20 protein-coding genes are annotated in these 19,782 nt (G+C 64.0%); 8 read left to right on the forward strand and 12 right to left on the reverse strand.

All coding sequences use genetic code 11. From position 1 onward, the window contains the following. Positions 1–27 precede the first annotated feature (27 nt). A complete protein-coding gene (gene phbB / locus V0U35_RS06590) occupies positions 28–756 on the reverse strand; it encodes an acetoacetyl-CoA reductase (RefSeq protein ID WP_330195884.1) in 729 nt (242 codons plus the stop codon). Between the two features lie 165 nt (positions 757–921). Here phbB and phaR point away from each other — a divergent pair, with 165 nt between their 5' ends. Further along, positions 922–1,512: a polyhydroxyalkanoate synthesis repressor PhaR gene (phaR, locus tag V0U35_RS06595; RefSeq protein WP_330195885.1), complete on the forward strand. Its 591-nt coding sequence runs from the start codon at positions 922–924 to the stop codon at positions 1,510–1,512. Positions 1,513–1,662: 150 nt separating this feature from the next. Beyond that, positions 1,663–1,977: a hypothetical protein gene (locus V0U35_RS06600; protein ID WP_330195886.1), complete on the forward strand. Its 315-nt coding sequence runs from the start codon at positions 1,663–1,665 to the stop codon at positions 1,975–1,977. A gap of 79 nt (positions 1,978–2,056) precedes the next feature. Here V0U35_RS06600 and V0U35_RS06605 read toward each other — a convergent pair whose 3' ends face one another. Next, entirely contained in the window at positions 2,057–2,566 is a 510-nt protein-coding gene (locus V0U35_RS06605) for a hypothetical protein (protein WP_330195887.1), read from the reverse strand. A 13-nt stretch (positions 2,567–2,579) separates the two neighbouring features. Further along, a complete protein-coding gene (locus V0U35_RS06610) occupies positions 2,580–3,311 on the reverse strand; it encodes a glycosyltransferase family 2 protein (RefSeq protein WP_330195889.1) in 732 nt (243 codons plus the stop codon). Positions 3,312–3,428: 117 nt separating this feature from the next. On the opposite strand from V0U35_RS06610, the gene V0U35_RS06615 reads away from it, so the two are divergent. Together V0U35_RS06615 and V0U35_RS06620 are read left to right on the forward strand one after the other, a co-directional pair. Further along, positions 3,429–5,099 (forward strand): ArnT family glycosyltransferase, encoded by a 1,671-nt coding sequence (locus V0U35_RS06615; RefSeq protein ID WP_330195890.1) that lies wholly within the window; start codon positions 3,429–3,431, stop codon positions 5,097–5,099. Beyond that, positions 5,096–6,001 carry a hydroxymethylglutaryl-CoA lyase gene (locus V0U35_RS06620; RefSeq protein ID WP_330195891.1) on the forward strand — a complete coding sequence of 302 codons (906 nt, stop codon included), beginning with the start codon at positions 5,096–5,098 and terminating at the stop codon, positions 5,999–6,001. The genes V0U35_RS06615 and V0U35_RS06620 overlap by 4 nt, the downstream gene beginning before the upstream one ends. Here V0U35_RS06620 and V0U35_RS06625 read toward each other — a convergent pair. The 6 genes from V0U35_RS06625 to cysS form a co-directional block, all read right to left on the reverse strand. Continuing rightward, positions 5,998–6,876 (reverse strand): glycosyltransferase family 2 protein, encoded by an 879-nt coding sequence (locus V0U35_RS06625; RefSeq protein ID WP_330195892.1) that lies wholly within the window; start codon positions 6,874–6,876, stop codon positions 5,998–6,000. The two genes, V0U35_RS06620 and V0U35_RS06625, sit on opposite strands and share 4 nt — an antisense overlap. Next, on the reverse strand, positions 6,873–8,105 hold the full coding sequence (locus tag V0U35_RS06630) for an O-antigen ligase family protein (RefSeq protein WP_330195893.1): 1,233 nt from the start codon (positions 8,103–8,105) through the stop codon (positions 6,873–6,875). The genes V0U35_RS06625 and V0U35_RS06630 overlap by 4 nt, the downstream gene beginning before the upstream one ends. A gap of 23 nt (positions 8,106–8,128) precedes the next feature. Beyond that, positions 8,129–10,060 carry a threonine--tRNA ligase gene (thrS, locus tag V0U35_RS06635; protein ID WP_330195894.1) on the reverse strand — a complete coding sequence of 644 codons (1,932 nt, stop codon included), beginning with the start codon at positions 10,058–10,060 and terminating at the stop codon, positions 8,129–8,131. Then, positions 10,057–10,413 (reverse strand): membrane protein insertion efficiency factor YidD, encoded by a 357-nt coding sequence (yidD, locus tag V0U35_RS06640; RefSeq protein WP_330195895.1) that lies wholly within the window; start codon positions 10,411–10,413, stop codon positions 10,057–10,059. Before yidD ends, thrS begins: the two co-directional genes overlap by 4 nt. Before the next feature lie 156 nt (positions 10,414–10,569). Continuing rightward, a complete protein-coding gene (locus tag V0U35_RS06645; RefSeq protein WP_330195896.1) occupies positions 10,570–11,019 on the reverse strand; it encodes an iron-sulfur cluster assembly scaffold protein in 450 nt (149 codons plus the stop codon). A gap of 184 nt (positions 11,020–11,203) precedes the next feature. Then, complete coding sequence (gene cysS / locus V0U35_RS06650) at positions 11,204–12,580, reverse strand: cysteine--tRNA ligase (protein ID WP_330195897.1); 1,377 nt, start codon at positions 12,578–12,580, stop codon at positions 11,204–11,206. Between the two features lie 267 nt (positions 12,581–12,847). Between cysS and folE the strand changes: the two genes are divergently transcribed. Beyond that, complete coding sequence (gene folE, locus V0U35_RS06655) at positions 12,848–13,468, forward strand: GTP cyclohydrolase I FolE (protein ID WP_330195898.1); 621 nt, start codon at positions 12,848–12,850, stop codon at positions 13,466–13,468. A gap of 357 nt (positions 13,469–13,825) precedes the next feature. Next, positions 13,826–14,818: an RluA family pseudouridine synthase gene (locus tag V0U35_RS06660; RefSeq protein ID WP_373696386.1), complete on the forward strand. Its 993-nt coding sequence runs from the start codon at positions 13,826–13,828 to the stop codon at positions 14,816–14,818. A 9-nt stretch (positions 14,819–14,827) separates the two neighbouring features. On the opposite strand, the gene V0U35_RS06665 is transcribed toward V0U35_RS06660, so the two are convergent. The 3 genes from V0U35_RS06665 to V0U35_RS06675 are packed head-to-tail and all read right to left on the reverse strand — an operon-like array spanning position 14,828 to position 17,060. Further along, positions 14,828–15,958, reverse strand: a complete 1,131-nt coding sequence (locus V0U35_RS06665; RefSeq protein ID WP_330195900.1) for a 2OG-Fe(II) oxygenase — start codon at positions 15,956–15,958, stop codon at positions 14,828–14,830. Between the two features lie 47 nt (positions 15,959–16,005). Then, entirely contained in the window at positions 16,006–16,134 is a 129-nt protein-coding gene (locus tag V0U35_RS06670; RefSeq protein WP_330195901.1) for a cupin domain-containing protein, read from the reverse strand. Between the two features lie 23 nt (positions 16,135–16,157). After that, the gene (locus V0U35_RS06675; RefSeq protein ID WP_330195902.1) at positions 16,158–17,060 is read right to left on the reverse strand and encodes a DUF3108 domain-containing protein; all 903 of its coding nucleotides are present in this window, start codon (positions 17,058–17,060) and stop codon (positions 16,158–16,160) included. Between the two features lie 169 nt (positions 17,061–17,229). On the opposite strand from V0U35_RS06675, the gene V0U35_RS06680 reads away from it, so the two are divergent. Both V0U35_RS06680 and rpoH read left to right on the forward strand, forming a co-directional pair. Further along, complete coding sequence (locus V0U35_RS06680) at positions 17,230–18,618, forward strand: winged helix-turn-helix domain-containing protein (RefSeq protein WP_330195903.1); 1,389 nt, start codon at positions 17,230–17,232, stop codon at positions 18,616–18,618. 213 nt (positions 18,619–18,831) lie between these two features. Next, entirely contained in the window at positions 18,832–19,731 is a 900-nt protein-coding gene (rpoH, locus tag V0U35_RS06685; protein ID WP_330195904.1) for an RNA polymerase sigma factor RpoH, read from the forward strand. The last annotated feature ends 51 nt before the right edge of the window (positions 19,732–19,782 follow it).

Raw genomic sequence — 19,782 nt, forward strand, 5'->3', positions numbered from 1 at the left:
CGTCCCGCCGTTGCACAAAAGCGACAGCTAGCCCGCCATGTGCTGGCCGCCATTGGCGGCAAGCGTCGCACCCGTGATGAAGCCCGCATCGTCGCCGGTCAGATAGACCACGGCGGCACCGATCTCTTCGGCTTCGCCAAGGCGGTTGACCGGGATGCCAGCAATGATCGAGTCGAGCACGTTCTGCGGCACAGCGGCGACCATGTCGGTGTTGATATAGCCGGGCGCGACGCAGTTGATCGTGATGCCCTTGCGCGCGGTTTCCTGGGCGAGCGCCTTGGTGAAACCGATCACGCCGGCCTTGGCAGCCGAATAGTTCACCTGGCCCATCTGGCCCTTCTGGCCGTTGATGGAGGAGATGTTGACGACACGGCCCCAGCCCGCTTCGCGCATGCCGTCAATGACCGGACGGGTCATGTTGAACAGCGAGGTCAGGTCGACGCGGATCACGTCGTTCCAGGCTTCCGGCGTCATCTTGTGAAACATGCCGTCGCGGGTGATGCCGGCATTGTTGACGAGAATCTCGATGGAACCACCCAGCGCCTTTTCGGCCTCACGGATGCCCGCCTCGCATGCAGCAAAATCACCGACATCCCACTTGAAGACGGCAATCCCGTGCTCGTCAGCGAAGGCCTTCGCGGCCTCGTCATTGCCCGCATAGTTGGCCGCCACGCTGTGGCCCGCCTTCTGCAGCGCGATGGAAATTGCTGCGCCGATGCCGCGCGTTCCGCCAGTGACCAGGGCTCTGCGTCCCATGCCAAAACTCCTTCTCAAATGTTGCGCCGCAGCAGGGCATTGCGCCTCGCGCTTGCAGCAAACCTAAATGATCGCGATGATCGTAATGAATGAGGCGCGCGCGATTGTCGAGGCAAACCGGTCCGGCGATCGCGCATAACGCGTATGACGACAGGGATAGCTGACATGGCCAAGAGCGACGACACCACCGACGCGATCGTCATCAAGAAATATGCGAACCGGCGTCTCTACGACACGTCGAGCAGCAAGTATGTGACGCTCGACCATTTGCGCGATCTGGTGAAGCGCGATATCGAGTTCACCGTGGTTGATGCCAAGTCCGGCGAGGATCTGACCCGCGGCGTGCTCGCCCAGATCATCTTCGAGGAGGAAGCCAAGGGCGCGAACCTTCTCCCCCTCGCCTTCCTGCGCCAGCTGATCGGCTTCTATGGCGACAGCCTGCAAACGGTCGTTCCCGGTTACCTGCAGATGTCGATGGAGAGCTTCGCCCAGCAGCAGGAAGCCATGCGCGAACGCTTCGCCGGGGCGATGTCCAATCCGGCCACCGCAATGAGCGCGATCGAGGAACAGACCAAGCGCAACATGGCGATGTTCCAGGACGCTATGAAGACCTTCATGCCGTTCGCCGCTGCTGGCGGGATGGGCACGATGCCCCAGCCCGACCCGGCGCCGGAAGAGGACGACGGCGAGATTGACGCCCTGCGTGCCGAGCTCGATGCCATGAAAGCCAAGCTCGACAAGCTGGCCGGAAGCTGAGGCCCACTCCTCACCCGTCCCAAATCGTTACGAAAGTCCTAACGCACCGTCCCGCAGTGCGCCGGAATCGCGCACCTGCAGGCCTTCTCAGCTGTCAAAAAGGGTTAACGCGCCCTTAACAACTGGCATCGCGATTGCGATGTGGGGGTCATGACGACGATCAGCGGCCTCCTCACCTATGTCCCGACCTCGAGCGACCAGCGTGTCACGCCGGTTGCTCCGGCCGCCGATCCGTCCAACCGGCAGCCGCGCCGCGACCCGGCGCGCCTCTCGCTAGTCCCGACCCGCGGTGGCGATGCTGCTGCGCGCGCCGGTCTCGACGCGGCTGCCATCTACACCCTGGCCTCGATGCCGCGCCGCCGCGGACTGAAGGCCGAGACCAGCGAGCGGAACCGCTATCACTGCGCCTATGCGCGTCCGCTGGAATCAGTCGCGCCGCCCCCCAGAGAGGAGCGGCGCGCATGAAGGCCGAAGCCCGGTTCTCGAAACGGCTGGCCTTCTGGATCGACGCGAGCGTCGCAGCCAGCCTGTTCCTGTTTCTCGCCTAGCCGTCGGCGACCGCCAGGTCGCGGCGTGCGGCCACGATGGTCACCACGAAGCCGGCAACCGTGTCGGTCAGCGTCATGAACATCAGGACGAAGAAGGTCGATGTTGCGAATTGCCCGACCAGAAGGAAAAGGGCGAGCGCAATGACAAACACGACCATGGACAGGCCGTGATTGACGATGGTCGACGTACCCGATCCGGCCGACTTCACCATTTCGATGAAGAGGAAGACCAGTCCGAGGACCAGCAGCAGGTCGCCGGTCGTCAGCGCCCAGTTGACGTTCGATACCATCGGCACTTCGAACAGTGTCGCCCGCATCGTGTCCGCCCCGCCGATAAAGGCGATGATGGCGTAGATGATGATCGGGATCACCATCTTCGGAAATATATTGAACAAGGCTCCACCCCCTGATTTCTGGCCGGCTCCGGCTGCGCCCTGCCGCTGCTCTCGCGCGCGGCGGGCGGCCATCATGCCCAGGAAGAACCCCTGATCACCGCCATTGGCCATTGTTTACTCCTTTTCACACCTCATCGGTGCCACCCGGATTGCGGGCACGCCCGTTGAGCCAGATCATTCCTATCATGTCTGCCAATGAGGCGAAAAGCCGACCGAAGTTCGTATATTTCGATTGTCCCGCCCCCCGTGGCCGATGGGAGACATCCCGGAACTCGCAGGAAAACCCTTCCCGCTTCATCAAAGCGGGCAGGAAACGGTGCTGGTGATCGAAGAAGGGCAGGAGCAAATAAGCGTCCCGGTAGAAGGCTTTAAGTCCGCAACCGGTGTCGTCGGCGTCATCGTTCAGCAGGCTTTTGCGCACGCCATTGCCGATGCGGGATGCCAGCTTTTTCCACGCCGAATCCTGGCGTTTCGCGCGCCGGCCCCCGACCAGTTTTAAATCCTCCGGCGCATCGGGGCGGGTCAGCGCATCGATCAGAAGCGGCAGATCGGCGGGCGGATTCTGGCCGTCGCCGTCCAGAGTCCCGATCACCCGGCCGCGCGCATGCAGGATTCCGGTGCGCACCGAGCGCGACTGACCGGCATTTTGCCTGTGCGACAATACGCGCAGCGCGGGAAATTCCGCCTTTGCCGCCTGAAGTTCAGCGAGCGTGGTGTCGCTCGAGCGGTCGTCGACGAAAATCATCTCATAGGCACGGCCGTCCAGCGCCGTGGCGATCTCGCGCGCCAGCTCAGTGACATTGCCCGCCTCATTATGAGCGGGAACGACGATGGAAATCTCGACGGGCTGGGGCATGGGAAAACGGCGTCTCGTGGCTTGCAGGTGGGCAGTCCCCGTTACATACCCGTTTTTGACGCGCGTGCGAGGGGTTTTCCCTCCCTCACGCCGCCAGGCCTTGCAGGGACGATGATCATGCTGCCTTCCAGCCTCCAACGCCGGCCTATGGTTTTCATCGCGCTCCTTGCCGCGCTAGCGGCGCTGGCGGGCGTTTTCACCCTGCCCCCGCTCGACCGCGATGAGTCGCGTTTTGCCCAAGCCACGGCGCAAATGCTGGAGACCGGCGATTTCGTGCAGATCCGCTTCCAGGAGGAGGCTCGCAACAAGAAGCCAGTGGGCATTCACTGGATGCAGGCGGTGACCACCGGTCTGCTGACCGGTCCGGAAGCACGGGCGATGTGGAGCTATCGCATCCCGTCAGTCCTCGGCTCGATTCTCGCTGCGCTCGCCTGCTATTGGAGCGGATCGAGACTGGTCGGGCGCGAAGCCGCGCTTGCCGGGGCCGCGTTGTTGGCCGTGACGGTCCTCCTCGGCATTGAGGGCGGGATCGCCAAGACCGATGCGATGCTTGCCGGGCTGACCACGCTCGCCATGGCTGCGCTCGCCAATCTGCGCGCCGGAGGCGGAAAGAAAACCGCCCTCCTCTTCTGGGCCGCCATCGGAGCGGGCATCCTCATCAAGGGACCCGTCACGCCCATGGTGGCCGGGCTTACCATCCTGGTCCTGGTGGTGTGGGAGCGCCGCTTTGGCTGGCTGAAACCCCTCCTCTGGTGGCCGGGGCCGCTTTTGGCCGTTGCCATCGCCCTGCCCTGGCTGGTCGCGGTCCAGCTGGCGACCGGCGGGGATTTCCTGCGCGAGGCGCTTGGCGATGACCTCGGACCCAAGCTGGTCTCCGGCCATGAACGCCATGGCGGCTGGCCGGGCTATCATCTCCTCCTCCTGCCCGTTCTCTTCGTCCCGGCGGTGTTTTTTCTGGTTCCCGGCGTGCGCCAGACTGTCGCCGCGCTGCGCGGCAAGCTGAGTGAGACCGAGGCTGGTGCCGCACGATTCCTGCTCGCCTGGGCCATTCCGGTCTGGCTGGTGTTCGAATTCCTGCCGACGAAACTCCCGCACTACGTCCTGCCCGCCTATCCGGCACTGGCCCTGATCGCCGGCTGGGGGATTCACACATTTGCGCGCAGTGGGGCGGGAATACGCGCCGCCTATGCCCTGCCCGGCCTCTTTGGCGTGGTGATCCTGACGGCGCTCATCGCTGCCGTGCCGGGAATATATGGCCCGGGCTGGGTGATGGGCGGACTCGTCGCGGCGGCCTTTGCCCTTCCCGCACTCGGGGCGCTGACCGAACTGGTGCGCGGGCGGGCCGCCAGTGCCCTGCTGCTGGCGCTGATCGCGGGCCTTGCCTGGCACATGGCGGCACGCGGGATTGCGGTCTCGGCCTCGGACGATCTGCGTCTCGCCGAGCGCGCCCGGTCAGCGATCTCGGAAATGGCTGGCGAGCGCGGTCTCGACCGCCGCGCCCTGCCGGTCGTGTCGACCTATACCGAACCCAGCCTCGTATTTTCCCTTGGCACGGAGACACGGCTAGCCGAGTGGGCGGACCTCGCCACTCTTTCGAATGCGCTTCCCGGCCCCCATATCACGATAGAGGACACCTCACGCGCCGGTGACGACATTGCCGTGCTGGAAGCGCTGGAGACCGGCGTCTGCGGCCAGCGTGAACTCGCTGGCGTCAACTATTCGCGCGGTGATGAGACCGTGCTGATCGTACGCCTGCACAACTGCCCCCAAGGACCTGAAACACCATGAGCCGCCCCATCGAAATCGTCGAAGTCGGACCGCGCGACGGGCTGCAGAACGATCCCGTTCTGATGCCGACCGAGGTGAAAGTCGAATTCGTCGAACGGCTGATCGCGGCGGGCGTGAAACGCATGGAAGCGGCGAGCTTCGTGCACCCGAAACTGGTCCCCGCCATGGCCGATTCCGATGCCGTCATGGCCGCCGTTCCGCGCCGCGACGGTGTGAAATATATCGGCCTGGCGCTCAATGAACGCGGCATGCGCCGCGCGCTTGATGCGAAATGTGACGAGGTCAATTTCGTCATGGTCGCGTCAGACGGCTTCGGACAGCGCAACCAGAACGCCTCGCCGGAGGAAACCGCCGACCTGTTCGACCGGATCGCGGTCCTCGCCCATGACGATGGTGTCCCGGTCTCGGTGACAATTTCGGTCGCCTTCGGCGATCCGTTTGATGGCGAGGTGCCCATCGACCGTGTCGCTATGCTGGCCGGACGCGCAGCGAAAGCCGGCGCGATTGAAATCGCCCTGGGTGACACGATCGGCGTCGCGAACCCGTGGGATGTTCGCGAGCGGATCGCCGCGGTTCGCGCGGCGGCACCGGACACGACGCTGCGCATGCACTTCCACAACACCCGCAATACGGCGCTGGCCAATGTCTATGCGGCCGTGGAATCCGGCATTGACGTCATCGACGCATCCTGCGGTGGGATTGGCGGATGCCCGTTTGCACCCAAGGCCACCGGCAATGTCGCGACCGAGGACGTGGTCTACATGCTCCACCGGGCGGGCTTTGAAACCGGCATAGATCTCGACGGCATGATCGAGACCGCGAAATGGCTGGAAACCGAAGGGTTGAAACACCCGATCCAGTCGATGGTCGCGAAAGCTGGCGGTTTTCCGAAAACGGGCTAGCGCCGGAACAGCGACAACAGGACGGCACGCGCCATCACGCCGCCGACGATCAGCGGGGTCAGCAAAATCGTCGTCAGACGCCCCAGTGGGCGCGGATAGAATTTCCAGAAATAGTGGACGAGGCCGCGGGCCTTTGACCATTCTACACGCAACCGGCTCGCCTCGCTGGTCGAGCCGTAGTGGAGCACCCGCGCGCGCGGCTCGAACATGACCTCGCCCCCAGCCTCGCGCACGCGCCGGCAGAGATCAATGTCCTCGACATGGAGGAAATAGCGCTCGTCGAACCCGCCAAGCGCGTTGAAATCGTCGCGCCGCATCAGCATCGCCGCCCCGGACGTGACCGGTACCGCCTCGGCCGTTTCGGGCAAGGGTTCGTGCTCGCGGTGAATGTCGCGGAACGCCTCACCGAAGACAGGCTTGAAACGTTGCAAGCCCAAGAACCCGACAAAGGCGGACCAGTGGTTCAGCTCGCCGCGCCGCGCGCCGCGCTGCTCGACACCGTCCTCCCCGGCAATCAGCGCCCCGACGAGGAAGGGCCGGTCCAGCGCCTCACCGGTCGCGACGAGGCGGCGCGTCGTTCCCGGCTGGGGAATGGCATCAGGGTTGAGAAAGAAGAGATAATCGCCGGTCGCCCGGTCCGCACCGATATTGCACCCGCGGGCGAAACCGAGATTGGCATTGGTTTCGATCAGGACCAGCTTGTCATGTGCTTCGGCAAGGGCGCGCAATTCGGCGCTCACCTCTGACGGGTTGCCGTGATTGACGAGGACGAATTCCGCGATGCCCGGTGCAGCCAGGACTGCCGCGACCGATTCCGACAGGCTGGGTCCGGTGTACCAGGACACCATGACGACGCTGACGCGGGGCGCGGTCATCGGGCCCGGGTCCTTGCTCCCAGGAAGGCCACGCCGGCCATGGCCAAGCCCAGCGCGGCCATATGCCATTCCTGCCAGACGCCGTAGCTGAAGAAGACGAACGCGAAATAGGCCGACGCCACCCAGGCGATGGAAGCAGCCTGCAGGCGCGACAGACGCGGAGCACCCGCTATTCGTCCACCGACCATTACCAGCGCAAAGGCCAGCAGCATCGCCCCGAAGGCCCCGGTCTCCAGCCAGACATGCAGGGGACCGTTGTGCGGATGCAACGGCAGAAGCTGGAAGGTGTCACCGCGAATCACACCCTCGTCATTGATCACGCGCGACGCGTCGAACCCCCAGCCTGTCCACAGCCGTTCGCGTAGCGTATCGCCAGCATAGGTCCAGATCTCCAGCCGGATATCCCAGGAAAAGGGCAGCGCGTCGCGCACGCTTTGCGGCATCAGGCTGGCCAGGCCTGGCAAGGTCAGCGGCACGACCACGAATGCACCCGCGATTGACCCGAACAGGGCCGACAGCATGCCGCGCGGCCGCCAATAGGTCAGTCCGGCCGCCACGATCGCGATCGAGACAGCGACGATATTGACTTCGGTGGAGAAGGCGAAGCTGACGATCAGCGTCACCGCGACAAGCACCATGCCGATCAGCGGGCCGCCTTCGCGCCAGGCCAGAGCGGCGGCAGGACCGGCCATCAGGATCAGCAGGAGTGCGCCATGGCCGAGGCTCTTGAACACCATGTTCTGGAAATGGCGATCCGTGGCGGCGTCAACACCAGTGGGCAAGTCTTCCAGCGCGTCCTTGACCGCCCATGTTCCGGCCCCGCCGGTGACCGCTTCCATCAGAAACAGGAAGGCCATGGCGAACGTGGCGAACAGGAAGGCACTTTCGGCCCGGGCCTTCCAGCGCCCTTCAAGCCGGGCGCAGGCAACCGCAAAGGCCGCGTAGAAGGGCACGCCAATAATGAGTTTGAGCATCTGGTCTGGGCGCTCATAGGGCGACCAGAACCAGGTCGCCGCGGCCCAGCACAGAAAGAGCGCTGCGATGAGAGCTTCCCAGGGAACGTCCTTGCGGAAATCCCGGATCGCGCTGATCGGCAGGGCCGCAAGACCACCGAGAAAGACAAGCGGAGCAACCATCAGGCCGCCCGCGGCGGCCATGATGAAGGAGAGGGCAAAGACGGTTATCGCCGCAATGCCTGCTCTCGCCCCGCCTGTCGTCGCGATTGTCATCCGGTCAGTGTCCGATCCCGCGCTCAGCCCTGCCGCAGGTCAGGCGGCGTCGCTTCGGTTCTGAGCCGGGTGGCTGCATCCTCGAGCGGAAGGACCTCCTGGCGGCGGTCCTCCGCACCGAGATAGCGCAGCGCCACGGTCCGCTCCTCGCCCTCGCGGGCCCCGACAACAGCGATCACTGGCACCTTGGCCAGCGAGTGCTCGCGGACCTTGTAGTTGATCTTCTCGTTGCGCAGGTCCGCCTTGGCCCTGAGGCCCGCGGCCTTGAGCACTTTCTCGACATGACGGGCATACTCGTCAGCCTCGGACGTGATCGTCGCGACGACGATCTGGGTCGGGGCCAGCCAGAGCGGGAATTTGCCGGCATAGTTCTCGATCAGAATGCCGACAAAGCGCTCGAATGAGCCGAGGATCGCCCGGTGGATCATCGCCGGACGGTGCTTCTCGCCATCCTCGCCGACAAAGTCCGCGCCGAGACGTTCGGGCAGGACGAAGTCGAGCTGGACCGTGCCGCACTGCCAGTCACGGCCGATGGCGTCGCGCAGCACGAACTCCAGCTTGGGACCATAGAACGCCCCCTCGCCGGGATTGTGAATGACATCGACGCCCGCGGCTTTCGTCGCGGCCAGCAGGTCGGCCTCGGCCTTGTCCCAGACGTCATCCGATCCGGCGCGGGTTTCGGGCCGGTCGGAGAATTTTACCGTCACGTCCTCAAAGCCGAGATCGGCGTAGATGACATTGATGAGGTCGATGCAGCCCTTCACCTCTTCGGCGACCTGGTCCGGCGTGCAGAAGATGTGGGCGTCGTCCTGGACGAAGCCGCGCACCCGCATCAGCCCGTGCAGCGCGCCCGACGGCTCATAGCGGTGACAGGAGCCGAACTCGGCCATGCGCAGCGGCAGGTCGCGGTAGGACGTCTGGCCGTGATTGAAGATCTGCACGTGCGCCGGGCAGTTCATCGGTTTGAGGCAATGCACGTCGCCATCCTCGGTCTGCGAGGTGAACATGTGCTCCTGGAATTTCTCCCAGTGGCCCGACTTCTCCCACAGCGACCGGTCGATCACCGTGGGCGTCTTGACCTCCTGATAGCCTGCGGCCTGGATGCGGCGGCGGACGTAATTCTCCAGCTCGCGCCAGAGCGTCCAGCCCTTGTCGTGCCAGAACACCATGCCGCGCGCCTCTTCCTGCATGTGGAAGAGGTCCATCGCCCGGCCGAGCTTGCGGTGGTCACGCTTCTCGGCTTCCTCGATGCGGTGGAGGTGTTCAGCCAGCTGGGCGTCATTGGCCCAGGCCGTGCCGTAGATGCGTTGCAGCATGGCGTTGCGGTGATCGCCCCGCCAATAGGCCCCGGCGACCTTCATCAGCTTGAATGACTTGCCGATCTTGCCCGTCGAGGGCAGGTGCGGCCCCCGGCAGAGGTCGATCCAGTCGCCCTGGCGGTAGATGGTGATGACCTCGTCTTCCGGCAGGTCGCGGATCAGCTCGGCCTTGTACTTTTCACCGATCTTCTCGAAATGGGCGATGGCGTCATTACGGTCCCAGACCTCGCGCACGAAGGGCAGGTCGCGGTCGACGATCTCGGCCATGCGTTTTTCGATCGCGTCGAAGTCTTCCGTCGAGAACGGTTCGTCGCGGGCGAAATCGTAATAGAAGCCGTCATCGATGGCCGGGCCGATCGTGACCTGGGTTCCGGGGAAAAGCTCCTGCACCGCCTGGGCGAGAATGTGCGCCGTGTCGTGGCGGATGACTTCCAACCCTTCAGCGCTGTCGCGCACGACAAGCTCGACCTTGGCATCACCGCCAATGGGGCGGGTCAGGTCCCAGTCCTGCCCGTCCACCCTGGCGATGACGACCTTTTTCGCCAGCGACTTGGAGATATTCTCCGCCAGGTCACCGGGCGTTGCGCCGTCGGGCAGTTCGCGTTGGGCTCCATCGGGGAGCGTAATCGTAATCATCTGTCTTTGTCCTTTGCCGTGCCCGGCGCCTCGTCGGTTCTAGCGCGTTCACGAAAGCGGCCTATCGCCCAAAAGGGTACATCGGTCGGAATTTCCGGTGCGGGGTCGTAGCCGTGCGTACCGCCCGGGCGGCAACGCGCGACACGTCCGGCGGCCAGCCAGCCGCCCCGCCAGGCTCCCTGCGCCCGGACCACGTCCACCGCATAGGCCGAACAGCTCGGCTCGTGACGGCAGCGCACCCCCAGCGCGTAGAAGAGCGGCGAGAGCGTATACTGATACACGCGCAGTGCGCCGATCAGCATCAGGCCCGCCGGGCCTTTTGCCCGCATCATCCTTTCCTTGTGACCGATCATGTCCGGTCTCGCGTTTTAACGCCGCGCCGCGCCCTGTCCACCAATTGCGTCGGTGTTGTTGGGCTGGCCGGGCATATTTCTGATGTTTTTGGTGGTTTCTGGGGTTTTACCGGACCGTCCGCTTGCATTCCGCCGGCTAAGCGGGAGCGGCCGGCCCTAGCCGGTCACGGTGGTGGTTTCAGTCGTATCCAGCGCCTTGAGAAAGGCCTCGGCGGCGGCTTCGAAGGCAAGACGGATCGAGGCATGGCGGGCCGGATAGGCGCGCGTGCCTTCGAGCGCGGAAAGGTCGGCGAAGCGTCCCTGCGGCACCGGTCCGCCCTTCAGCATGGCGGCCAGGCCGTCGCGGGCGGACAGAATCTCGTCAAGGCTCGCCCCGATGGCGTTCGCGCCGAGCACCGAGGCGGAGGCCTGTCCCAGCGCGCAGGCCTTCACCTCAAGACCGATATTGGCAATGCGGCCGTTCTCCACGGCGAGATCAACCTCGACCGCCGAACCGCACAGGCGCGACACACGGCGCGCGGACCCCTCCGGGCGGGCCAGCCGTCCGATGTGCGGAATCTCCGCCGCAAGGCGCAACAGCGCGCTGGAATAAAGCGCATCGTCCATGACGGTTGGGGATATAGGGGAAAAGTTGGCGATTTGCTACGGGGCATGACGCCCCTTGAGATCGCCCGGACACGCCGGGGGATGACGCCGTTTTAGATGCAAACTCCACGCGGCTCCTGCGAAGGCAGGAATCCAGAACAGGCTGGGTCCCGACTTGCGTCGGGAAAACGAAAGCCAGTGACGCTCACCCCTTCCGCCAGACGGAGCCTTCCGGGCCGTCTTCGACCGAAATGCCGAGCGCGGTGAGTTCGTCGCGGATGGCGTCGGCCTTTGCGAAGTCCTTCGTCTTGCGCGCGGCATTGCGGCCGGTGACGAGCGCGTCGATGCGCGCGCGTTCGGCGGTGTCCATGCCAGCCAGCCCGAACCACGCGTCCGGATCATCCTGCAATAGGCCCAGCGCCGCGCCGCCCGCGAGCAACGCTCCGGCCAGCCGTGAGCGCTCACCCTCATCCGTCGCACGATTGGCCTCACCGGCCAGCGCGAAGAGCGCGGAGAGCGCCTTGGGCGTATTGAGATCGTCGGCCAGCGCGGCTTCGACCGTGTCGGGCACGTCCGCCCCGGCCTCGGCCGGGATCCGGCGCAGCACACCATAGAGCCGGTCGAGACTCTTCGTCGCCTGTTCGAGCAGGGCATCGGTCCAGTCGAGCGGGGCGCGATAGTGCGCGGTCAGCATCGCATAGCGGAGCACCTCGCCCGGCCAGCGTTTTTTCAGCTCATTGACGAGTTTCACATTGCCGAGCGATTTCGACATCTTCTCGGCATCCATCGACAGGAAGCCGTTATGGAGCCAGTAGCGGGCCATCGGCGCGCCGCCATGGCTGCACACCGATTGCGCGATCTCGTTTTCATGGTGCGGGAAGACGAGGTCCTGCCCGCCGCCATGGATGTCGATCGTCTCACCCAGATGCGCCTCGGTCATGGCCGAGCATTCCAGGTGCCAGCCCGGACGCCCGCGCCCCCAAGGACTGTCCCAGCCCGGCTCGTCGTCCTTTGACGGCTTCCACAGCACGAAATCGGCGGGGTGGCGCTTGTAGCTTGCGACCTCGACGCGCGCCCCGGCGATCATCTCGTCCATGTCGCGTTTGCCGAGCGCGCCATAGTCCTCAAAGCTCTTCACCGAGAAGAGGACATGGCCTTCGGTCTCATAAGCATGGCCCGCCTCGACCAGCTTCGCCGTCATCGCGACCATTTGCGGGATGTGTTCGGTGGCTTTCGGCGACAGGTTCGGCTCCAGCACGCCGAGCGCCCCGGTGTCTTCGAGATAGATGCGGGCGAATTTCCCGGTGATGACCGAAATGTCTTCCCCGCTCTCCTTCGAGGCGGCGATGATCTTGTCGTCGATATCGGTGAAATTGCGCGCATAGATGACGGCATCCTCGCCGTAGGTACGACGGAGCAGGCGGAACAGCACGTCGAACACGACCGGCGGGCGCATGTTTCCGATATGGGCATAGTCCCACACCGTCGGACCGCAGACATACATGGTCACACGTGAGGGGTCGCCGGGCTGGAAAACCCGCTTCTTTCCGGTGAGCGTGTCATGCAGATGCAGGGCGGTCATGTCGGTCTCGTTTCATGTCCTTGGCGTGGGACCCGCGCGGGGTCTAGGATGGGCAGGTTCGCGCTGCCTAGCGATTTTCATGACGAAAGTCATGGACTCGCTGCGCTGGCGTCCTACATAGCGGGGGCGCAAGATGCGCGAAACCGGAAGGATGGCGGCCGCACGCCTCTTGAAAACAGGCGGCCCACCTTCGATCCGGAAACCGGCACTAACCGGGCGGCGTGAAATCCCGCCAACGGACCCGATAACGGAAGGATCATGGACTCCATGGACGCCAAAACACCCGCCGCGCTGCGCGACGCCGCTGCGAACACCCCTGCCCGCCCCACACAAGATGAAGCCGAGGACGCGGTTCGTACCCTGCTCGCCTGGGTTGGCGACAATCCCGACCGCGAAGGCCTGCGCGATACGCCGAAACGCGTGGTGAAAGCCTGGCGCGACTGGTGTTCGGGTTATGACGCCGATCCCGCCGAAGTGCTCTCGCGCACCTTCGAGGACGTGCAGGGCTATGACGACATCGTCATGCTGACCAATATCGATGTGGAGAGCCATTGCGAGCACCACATGGCCCCGGTGCTCGGCGTGGCGCATGTCGCCTATCTGCCGAGCGACCGCGTTGTCGGCATCTCGAAAATCGCCCGCGTGGTGGAAATCTTCGCCAAGCGCCTGCAGACGCAGGAAACGATGACCGCCCAGATCGCTGATGCGCTGATGGAAGCGATGAATGCCCGCGGCGTCGCGGTGCTGGTCGATGCCAAGCACCAATGCATGACGACGCGCGGCGTGCATCACCCGAACGTCTCGACCATCACCACGACCTTCGCCGGTGAATTCAAGACAGACGAAGAGCTCCGCGCCCGCTTCATGAAGCTGGTCGACCGGGCTTAGGGAGCCATTAGGCCCGGCAGATACCTGCCCGCGTCATGCCCCGATTCATTCGGGGCATCCCAGTCCATTTCGGAGATTCCCCGCATAAAGCGGGGAATGACGCACGCTCAATCTCCCTCTCCCTGCAGGGATTCGAGCCGAATACGAAAGGCTCCAGTGGAGCGTTTCGAGGCGAGAAGGGTGGCCCGCAGGGCCAGGTGAGGGGTCTTCAAGAAATTCAGACGCTTCCCGGAAGCGGCGAAGCCGGTGTCCGGGACCCAAAGCATCAGTTATCTGGGCCCGGTCTTCGCTTTCGCGAAACCGGGGGGCGTCGACAATTCCATTGCTCCGCTAATACTCCTCGCCTATCCCAACGCCATGCCCACCCGCACCCCTCTCACCGCCGACACGCCCGGCCTCCGCCTTGACCGCTTTCTGGCGGACGAGATCGCCGAGCTGTCGCGCTCACGGATCAAGGCGCTGATCGAGGCAGGGCATTTGACACTGGATGGCGCGGTACTGACCGATCCGTCCGCGAAGACGGTGGCGGGCGGGCGTTATGAACTCACCATCCCCGATCCCGAACCGGCGACACCAACGCCCGAAGACATCCCCCTCGATGTCCTCTTCGAGGACGAGCATCTGATCGTCATCGACAAGAAGGCGGGGATGGCCGTCCACCCGGCGGCGGGAAACTGGACGGGCACGCTCGTCCACGCCCTCCTCCATCACTGTGCGGGCAGTCTTTCGGGAATTGGCGGGGTGGAGCGGCCCGGTATTGTCCACCGGATCGACAAGGACACGTCCGGCATCCTGGTGGTCGCGAAAAGCGATTCCGCCCATCAAGGTCTTGCTGCGCAGTTTGCCGATCACTCGGCGAGCCGGCGCTATGTCGCCTTCGTGCGCGGTGCGCCGGACCCGCGTTCGGGCCGGATCGAGACGCGGCTGGCGCGGTCCAGCGGGGACCGGAAAAAGATGGCCGTGGTCCGCGATCCGGACAGCAAGACCGGCAAGCACGCCGTCACCAATTACCTCACCCTTGCCACCTATGGCCGCGACCCGGGCGGCGCGCTCGGCAGTGCAATGGCGGCCAAGGTGGAATGCCGGCTCGAAACCGGGCGGACGCACCAGATCCGTGTCCACATGGCTCATATCGGCTGCCCGCTGCTGGGCGATCCGGTCTATGGGCGCGGGCGGGCCCAGAAGCTCCACCAGATTGATGACGGGCGCGACTTTCGGGATTTCCGGCGGCAGGCGCTGCATGCCGCTGCGCTGGGCTTTGTCCATCCGGTCACGGGCGAAGCGCTATCGTTTGAAACACCCCTGCCCAAGGACATGCAGCGCCTGGAAGGCTTTCTGGAGACGCTCTAATGAGAGAGCCTACCCGCCGCGCGCTTCCTGCACCGATTGCTCGTTGTAGAAATGGCTGATGAGGTTGTAGCGCACACCCTTCGTCGTCTCCTGCACTTCGTGGAGCAGCGATGACGAGAAGACGAGCGCGGTGCCCGCCGGGCAGCGATAGCCCTGTTCGGCATATTCCCGGAAGACCAGCTCGCCGCCCTCGTAATCATCATTGAGCGCGATGGAGAGCGCGAAACGGCGATAGGCGCTCGACGCCGCGACATTGTCACGATGGCCGATCTCGATCCCGTCGCGGGGCCCGTGATAGCGCGCCACGTGCAGCGGCTCGCGCTGGGTCACACTGAAGGCGAACGCCTTCTGGATCAGCGGGATCACGCGCTGGTGCAGGCGCTGGTCGATGCGCTGCATCACCGCAGGATCGTGGATGATGTGATCAACCCGGTCCTGGCGGTTATAGTCATTGACCGGGATTTTCATCCCCTGCGGCCCCGGCGAGGCCTGTTTGGCGATGGCGAACTCGCCGCCCGCCTCGCTGTGTTCGATCAGCAGGCGGCAGTCTTCCGGGTCGAGCGCATTGGGGATGATCAGGACCGGGGCATGACCCGGTATCCAGTGACGGCGCTCTTCGGCCTCGGCGGTCAGAGCGGCCACCTGTTCGGCGGCAGCGGCGGCGGACCCGGTTTCATCCATGATGGACCTCACTTGACGGTTGGGCGTGATGACAACGGTGCGCACGGTCAGGCGGCCGGGAATGTCGGTCCCCTTGGCGAGCCCGTATTGGGCGAAGGCGGCCCCGTTGGAATCCCCGCAGACGAATGCGCCCAGGCCCGTGTCGTCGCGCAAGTCCTTGGCCTTGCCCGCGTCGGTGGTGGAGGTGACGACGATCAGCGTGGCCCGCGCGCTCGCGAAAGCGTCCCGGTGTTCGGCAAAGGGTTGAAGCGCCTTGGCCGTGGCCGCATCGTCGAGCGGACCGCAGAAGACCAGAACCAGCGGACGGCCGGCAAAGGCATCCTCGAACAGGCGCAGCGGACGTCCGTCCTGATCCATCAGGCTGACATCCGGCGCGGTATCGCCTTGTGCAATCGCCTGGACATAGGCTTTCAAGAGCGGCGCGGCGCGCTCGTGGGCGGGGCGGAGATCGGGCGTCATCGCTGGCGAGACTAGAGCGCCCCGCCAGCGATGAACAGATGGGGTGATCAGGCTCCGTCGCCAAACATGAAGAGGAAGCCCGTCGCGTCGTGATCGGCGTCCTCGGGCAACCAGAATTCATGCGCATGACCGGTCGGGATGAAATAGGCATTGCCGGCCTCGATCCGGACATCCACGCCGTTGATGCGGCACTATCGCCCTATCCCCGGCTTTCCGGAAATTGCCAGTGCGACCGGTAATCCATGCGGGTTATGCGGCGTCCCGTTCGTGCGAGCCGGTAATCCCAACCCAGAAAATAGGGCGCGTCCTCATCGATCCAGAATCGCGTCAGCGCCCCGCCTCCGATCGACATCACATCGATGGCCCAGACCTCGTGAACGGTGCCGTTGCCGTCGGTTATCTCTTCGCGCCCCACCACGTGGACCGGAAGCCCGTTCAATTCGTTCAGGGGATAGCGGTAGACCGGAACACGAAACGACAGGCCCTCTTCGAGATCGATAAACGGAAGGAAAAATTGCAGCGTTGCGAAATCGATCGTGTCAGGGGACACGTCGAGCAATTCGGTCGGTCTGGCATTTCCGTCCTCGCCGACAATGGTGTCGGTGATGCGGTCGGCCTCGAAGGCTGTAATGCGGTAGCTCCCGCCCCACCGTACTGCTCCGCCCGCGGGCGGCTGGGCCTGGATGCGATGCAAAAGGCGATGGGTTCGCCGGTCGACCACGAGCCGGTCGATGGCTCCGCTTGATGCGGTATCGCCGGCCTCCCCGGTCGACGACCACTGGATGACCAGAGCCGGCTGGCCCCTGAAATGGCTGCCGGAGACATCGAGAACCATCGTGGTGTCGATCAGCGGCCCATCAAGGCCCCCGGCTCCGGGAAACTGGGCGTCATAGTAAATGCGCAGGTCCGTCAGATCAGCACGCTCCAGATCGAGGTCGTCCGGCATCAGCATCGGCCAAGTCTCGTATCCTTCAAAGGCGCTGAGATCGACCGCGTCCTGCGCATCGGCCGGATTGGCCGCCATGACCAGACCCAGGGCCGCAAGGCCCGTGAAAAACCGGCCCGCGCCGCGGACCTCCCATTTGAAATCACTGTCCAGCATCGCCAGTCCTTTCCTCATGATGGCAGCGGACAACACCTGTCCGGAGGCCTTCACCCGCAAGCTGAAGTGCGCAGCAACCGGCCGGCAACTTGGAAAAAAATAATAAGATTGTGAAATGGGCTGCAATTGTGCTGACACCGGAACCCGTCGGTGCAAAGCTGATCGCGCTATGGTCCGCACACCTGACAATTCGCCGATTGTATATCGGTTCGGTGCCTTCCGGTTTGATGCCGCCAACCGGAGCCTCGACCATGCAGGCCTGCAAATCGAGTGCACGAGCCAGCGAATGCAGCTGCTCGAACTCCTGGTTTCGAATGCTGGCAAGCTGGTGCGGCGTGACGTTATCCGGGACCACCTTTGGCCCGATCGTCACATTGAATTCGACCCGGCCATCAATGTTTGCATTCGCGATTTGCGCCGGATTCTCGAGGCCCATGACCCGCGCACCTTCATCCGGACCATTCCCAAGCACGGATATGTGTTTGTTGCGGACGTGACGGCCGTGGCCCCGCCGGAGCCAAGGTCATTGCAGCCAGCTATCCGGAGGTTTTCCGGCCTGGCAGCGGGCCTTGTCATTTTGGTGGCCGCCGCGCTCGCTGTCATTCCGCTGCGCGGTAGTGGCGGTTCTGCGACTCCGCAAACGCCGCCCGCTGCCGCGTTGAATGCCTTCATTCAAGGCGAAGATCTGTACCAGCAGCATCAGCCGCACTTGAATACCGAGGCGGCGCGCCTTTACCGCGCCGCGATCGCTGAGGATGGCTCCTATGCTCTGGCATGGGCCGGGCTTGCAGATGTCCTGTATTTCGGCGGATCGGAATTGGCACCTGACATGGAGGCGTCCCGGCAAGCGGCCGAAACGGCCCTGATGCTGGACCCCGATCTCTCGCGGGCGACTCTTCGCCTGGCCGATATCGCCTTTACTCATGACTGGGATGCACGAACGGCCGGGCAGCTTTTTGATCGCGCGATTGTGCTCGATCCGGGAAATGTCGCAATCCGGCATTCCCATTCAGCCTTCCTCCTGGCAACGGGAGACCGGCTGGGCGCTATAGCCGAACTCAGACGCGCGCTGAGCATTGACCCGCTCTCGGCGGTGATGACCAGCGATCTTGCCTGGACATTGTCCCTCGCGGGCGACCATGACGGGGCGTTGGCGGCCTGCGCGACGCTGGCCGAACTGACCTCCGACAGCGCGCGTGCCACGGCTTGCCGGCTACGGCCGCTTCTGGCCCTCGGCCGGATTGAGGAGGCCGCCGAAATAGCTGCAACGCTCATGACGAGTGCCGGACGGCGGATTGAAGTCGTTGAACCGGACGACGTCCTGGTGGCGTTCTGGACGTGGCGGGCCGAATCCGGCCGGGACGAATTCGTCAGAGCGGTCGCGCATGCGCGGCTCGGGCATGTGGAACAAAGTCTCGCCTTGCTTGAAATGGCCCGCTCCGAGCGAAATCGCAGACTCACCTTCGCGCACATCCTGCCGGAATTCCAGGCCATGGCGCATCATCCCCGCTTTTCGGAAATCGCGCCTTACCAAGACGGAATACGCCTCCAGATCTAGCCGCTCCGGTACGCCCATAGCAGAGGCCGCACCACATACCGCGCTTCAGCGATAACTCGGGGAAGTGTGGATCAGGGAGATCTTCCGGCCACCCGTGAAACAAACGCACACAATTCGCGTTATTCATTCTGACATCACATCGCCGCGATGCCCTAGCATTGGGGAGGGCCAATACCTAATTAGTCCGCAGTCAAGGAGACCAGGGGACGGAACATGGCCAACGCACCCGCACTTTCGCTGTCGCCCGAAGGCGGCCTGAACCGGTATCTCTCCGAGATCCGCAAATTCCCCATGCTCGAAAAAGAGCAGGAATTCATGCTCGCGAAGAACTGGCGGGAGAACGAGGATACCGGTGCGGCCGAGCAGCTCGTCACCTCGCACCTGCGCCTCGTTGCGAAAATTGCCATGGGATATCGCGGCTATGGCCTGCCGATCGCGGAAGTCATTTCCGAAGGCAATGTCGGCCTGATGCAGGCGGTGAAGAAATTCGATCCGGACAAGGGCTTCCGCCTCGCCACCTATGCGATGTGGTGGATCCGCGCCTCGATCCAGGAATATATTTTGCGTTCCTGGAGCCTCGTAAAGATGGGCACGACCGCAGCGCAGAAGAAGCTGTTCTTCAACTTGCGCCGGATGAAAAGCCAGATGCAGGCGCTCGATGAGGGCGATCTGCGCCCTGACCAGGTCGAGGAAATCGCCACCAAGCTCGGCGTGACGAATGACGAGGTCATGTCGATGAATGGCCGTCTGTCCGGTCCCGACGCCTCGCTGAACGCACCCTTGCGCGGGTCCGAAGGCGGCGAGACGCAGTGGCAGGACTGGCTGGAAGACGACAAGGCCACGAACCAGGAAGAAGAGCTCGGCGAATCTGACGAGTTCGATACCCGCATGGCGCTCCTCCAGGACGCGATGGGCGAGCTCAATGAACGCGAGCGCCACATCATCCAGGAGCGCCGCCTCTCCGACGAGCCGAAAACGCTCGAGGAACTTGCCGAGGTTTACGGTGTGTCGCGCGAGCGGATCCGCCAGATCGAGGTTCGGGCGTTCGAAAAACTTCAAGCCGCGATGAAAAAGCAGGCGGCGGAAAAGGGCCTCATCGGCGAGGACGCCTGAGCCTCGAATTGGACGACCGCGCCTTGATGGCCTAGGTCCTGCGGCAGTTTC

It is taken from the genome of Hyphobacterium marinum, assembly GCF_036330325.1.
Taxonomy (GTDB): Bacteria; Pseudomonadota; Alphaproteobacteria; order Caulobacterales; family Maricaulaceae; genus Hyphobacterium; species Hyphobacterium marinum.

Coding starts and splice junctions, on each gene's coding strand:
- phbB (WP_330195884.1), bottom strand. CDS start 756: ATGGGACGCAGAGCCCTGGTCACTGGCGGAACGCGCGGCATCGGCGCA.
- phaR (WP_330195885.1), top strand. CDS start 922: ATGGCCAAGAGCGACGACACCACCGACGCGATCGTCATCAAGAAATAT.
- V0U35_RS06600 (WP_330195886.1), top strand. CDS start 1,663: ATGACGACGATCAGCGGCCTCCTCACCTATGTCCCGACCTCGAGCGAC.
- V0U35_RS06605 (WP_330195887.1), bottom strand. CDS start 2,566: ATGGCCAATGGCGGTGATCAGGGGTTCTTCCTGGGCATGATGGCCGCC.
- V0U35_RS06610 (WP_330195889.1), bottom strand. CDS start 3,311: ATGCCCCAGCCCGTCGAGATTTCCATCGTCGTTCCCGCTCATAATGAG.
- V0U35_RS06615 (WP_330195890.1), top strand. CDS start 3,429: ATGCTGCCTTCCAGCCTCCAACGCCGGCCTATGGTTTTCATCGCGCTC.
- V0U35_RS06620 (WP_330195891.1), top strand. CDS start 5,096: ATGAGCCGCCCCATCGAAATCGTCGAAGTCGGACCGCGCGACGGGCTG.
- V0U35_RS06625 (WP_330195892.1), bottom strand. CDS start 6,876: ATGACCGCGCCCCGCGTCAGCGTCGTCATGGTGTCCTGGTACACCGGA.
- V0U35_RS06630 (WP_330195893.1), bottom strand. CDS start 8,105: ATGACAATCGCGACGACAGGCGGGGCGAGAGCAGGCATTGCGGCGATA.
- thrS (WP_330195894.1), bottom strand. CDS start 10,060: ATGATTACGATTACGCTCCCCGATGGAGCCCAACGCGAACTGCCCGAC.
- yidD (WP_330195895.1), bottom strand. CDS start 10,413: ATGATCGGTCACAAGGAAAGGATGATGCGGGCAAAAGGCCCGGCGGGC.
- V0U35_RS06645 (WP_330195896.1), bottom strand. CDS start 11,019: ATGGACGATGCGCTTTATTCCAGCGCGCTGTTGCGCCTTGCGGCGGAG.
- cysS (WP_330195897.1), bottom strand. CDS start 12,580: ATGACCGCCCTGCATCTGCATGACACGCTCACCGGAAAGAAGCGGGTT.
- folE (WP_330195898.1), top strand. CDS start 12,848: ATGGACGCCAAAACACCCGCCGCGCTGCGCGACGCCGCTGCGAACACC.
- V0U35_RS06660 (WP_373696386.1), top strand. CDS start 13,826: ATGCCCACCCGCACCCCTCTCACCGCCGACACGCCCGGCCTCCGCCTT.
- V0U35_RS06665 (WP_330195900.1), bottom strand. CDS start 15,958: ATGACGCCCGATCTCCGCCCCGCCCACGAGCGCGCCGCGCCGCTCTTG.
- V0U35_RS06675 (WP_330195902.1), bottom strand. CDS start 17,060: ATGCTGGACAGTGATTTCAAATGGGAGGTCCGCGGCGCGGGCCGGTTT.
- V0U35_RS06680 (WP_330195903.1), top strand. CDS start 17,230: ATGGTCCGCACACCTGACAATTCGCCGATTGTATATCGGTTCGGTGCC.
- rpoH (WP_330195904.1), top strand. CDS start 18,832: ATGGCCAACGCACCCGCACTTTCGCTGTCGCCCGAAGGCGGCCTGAAC.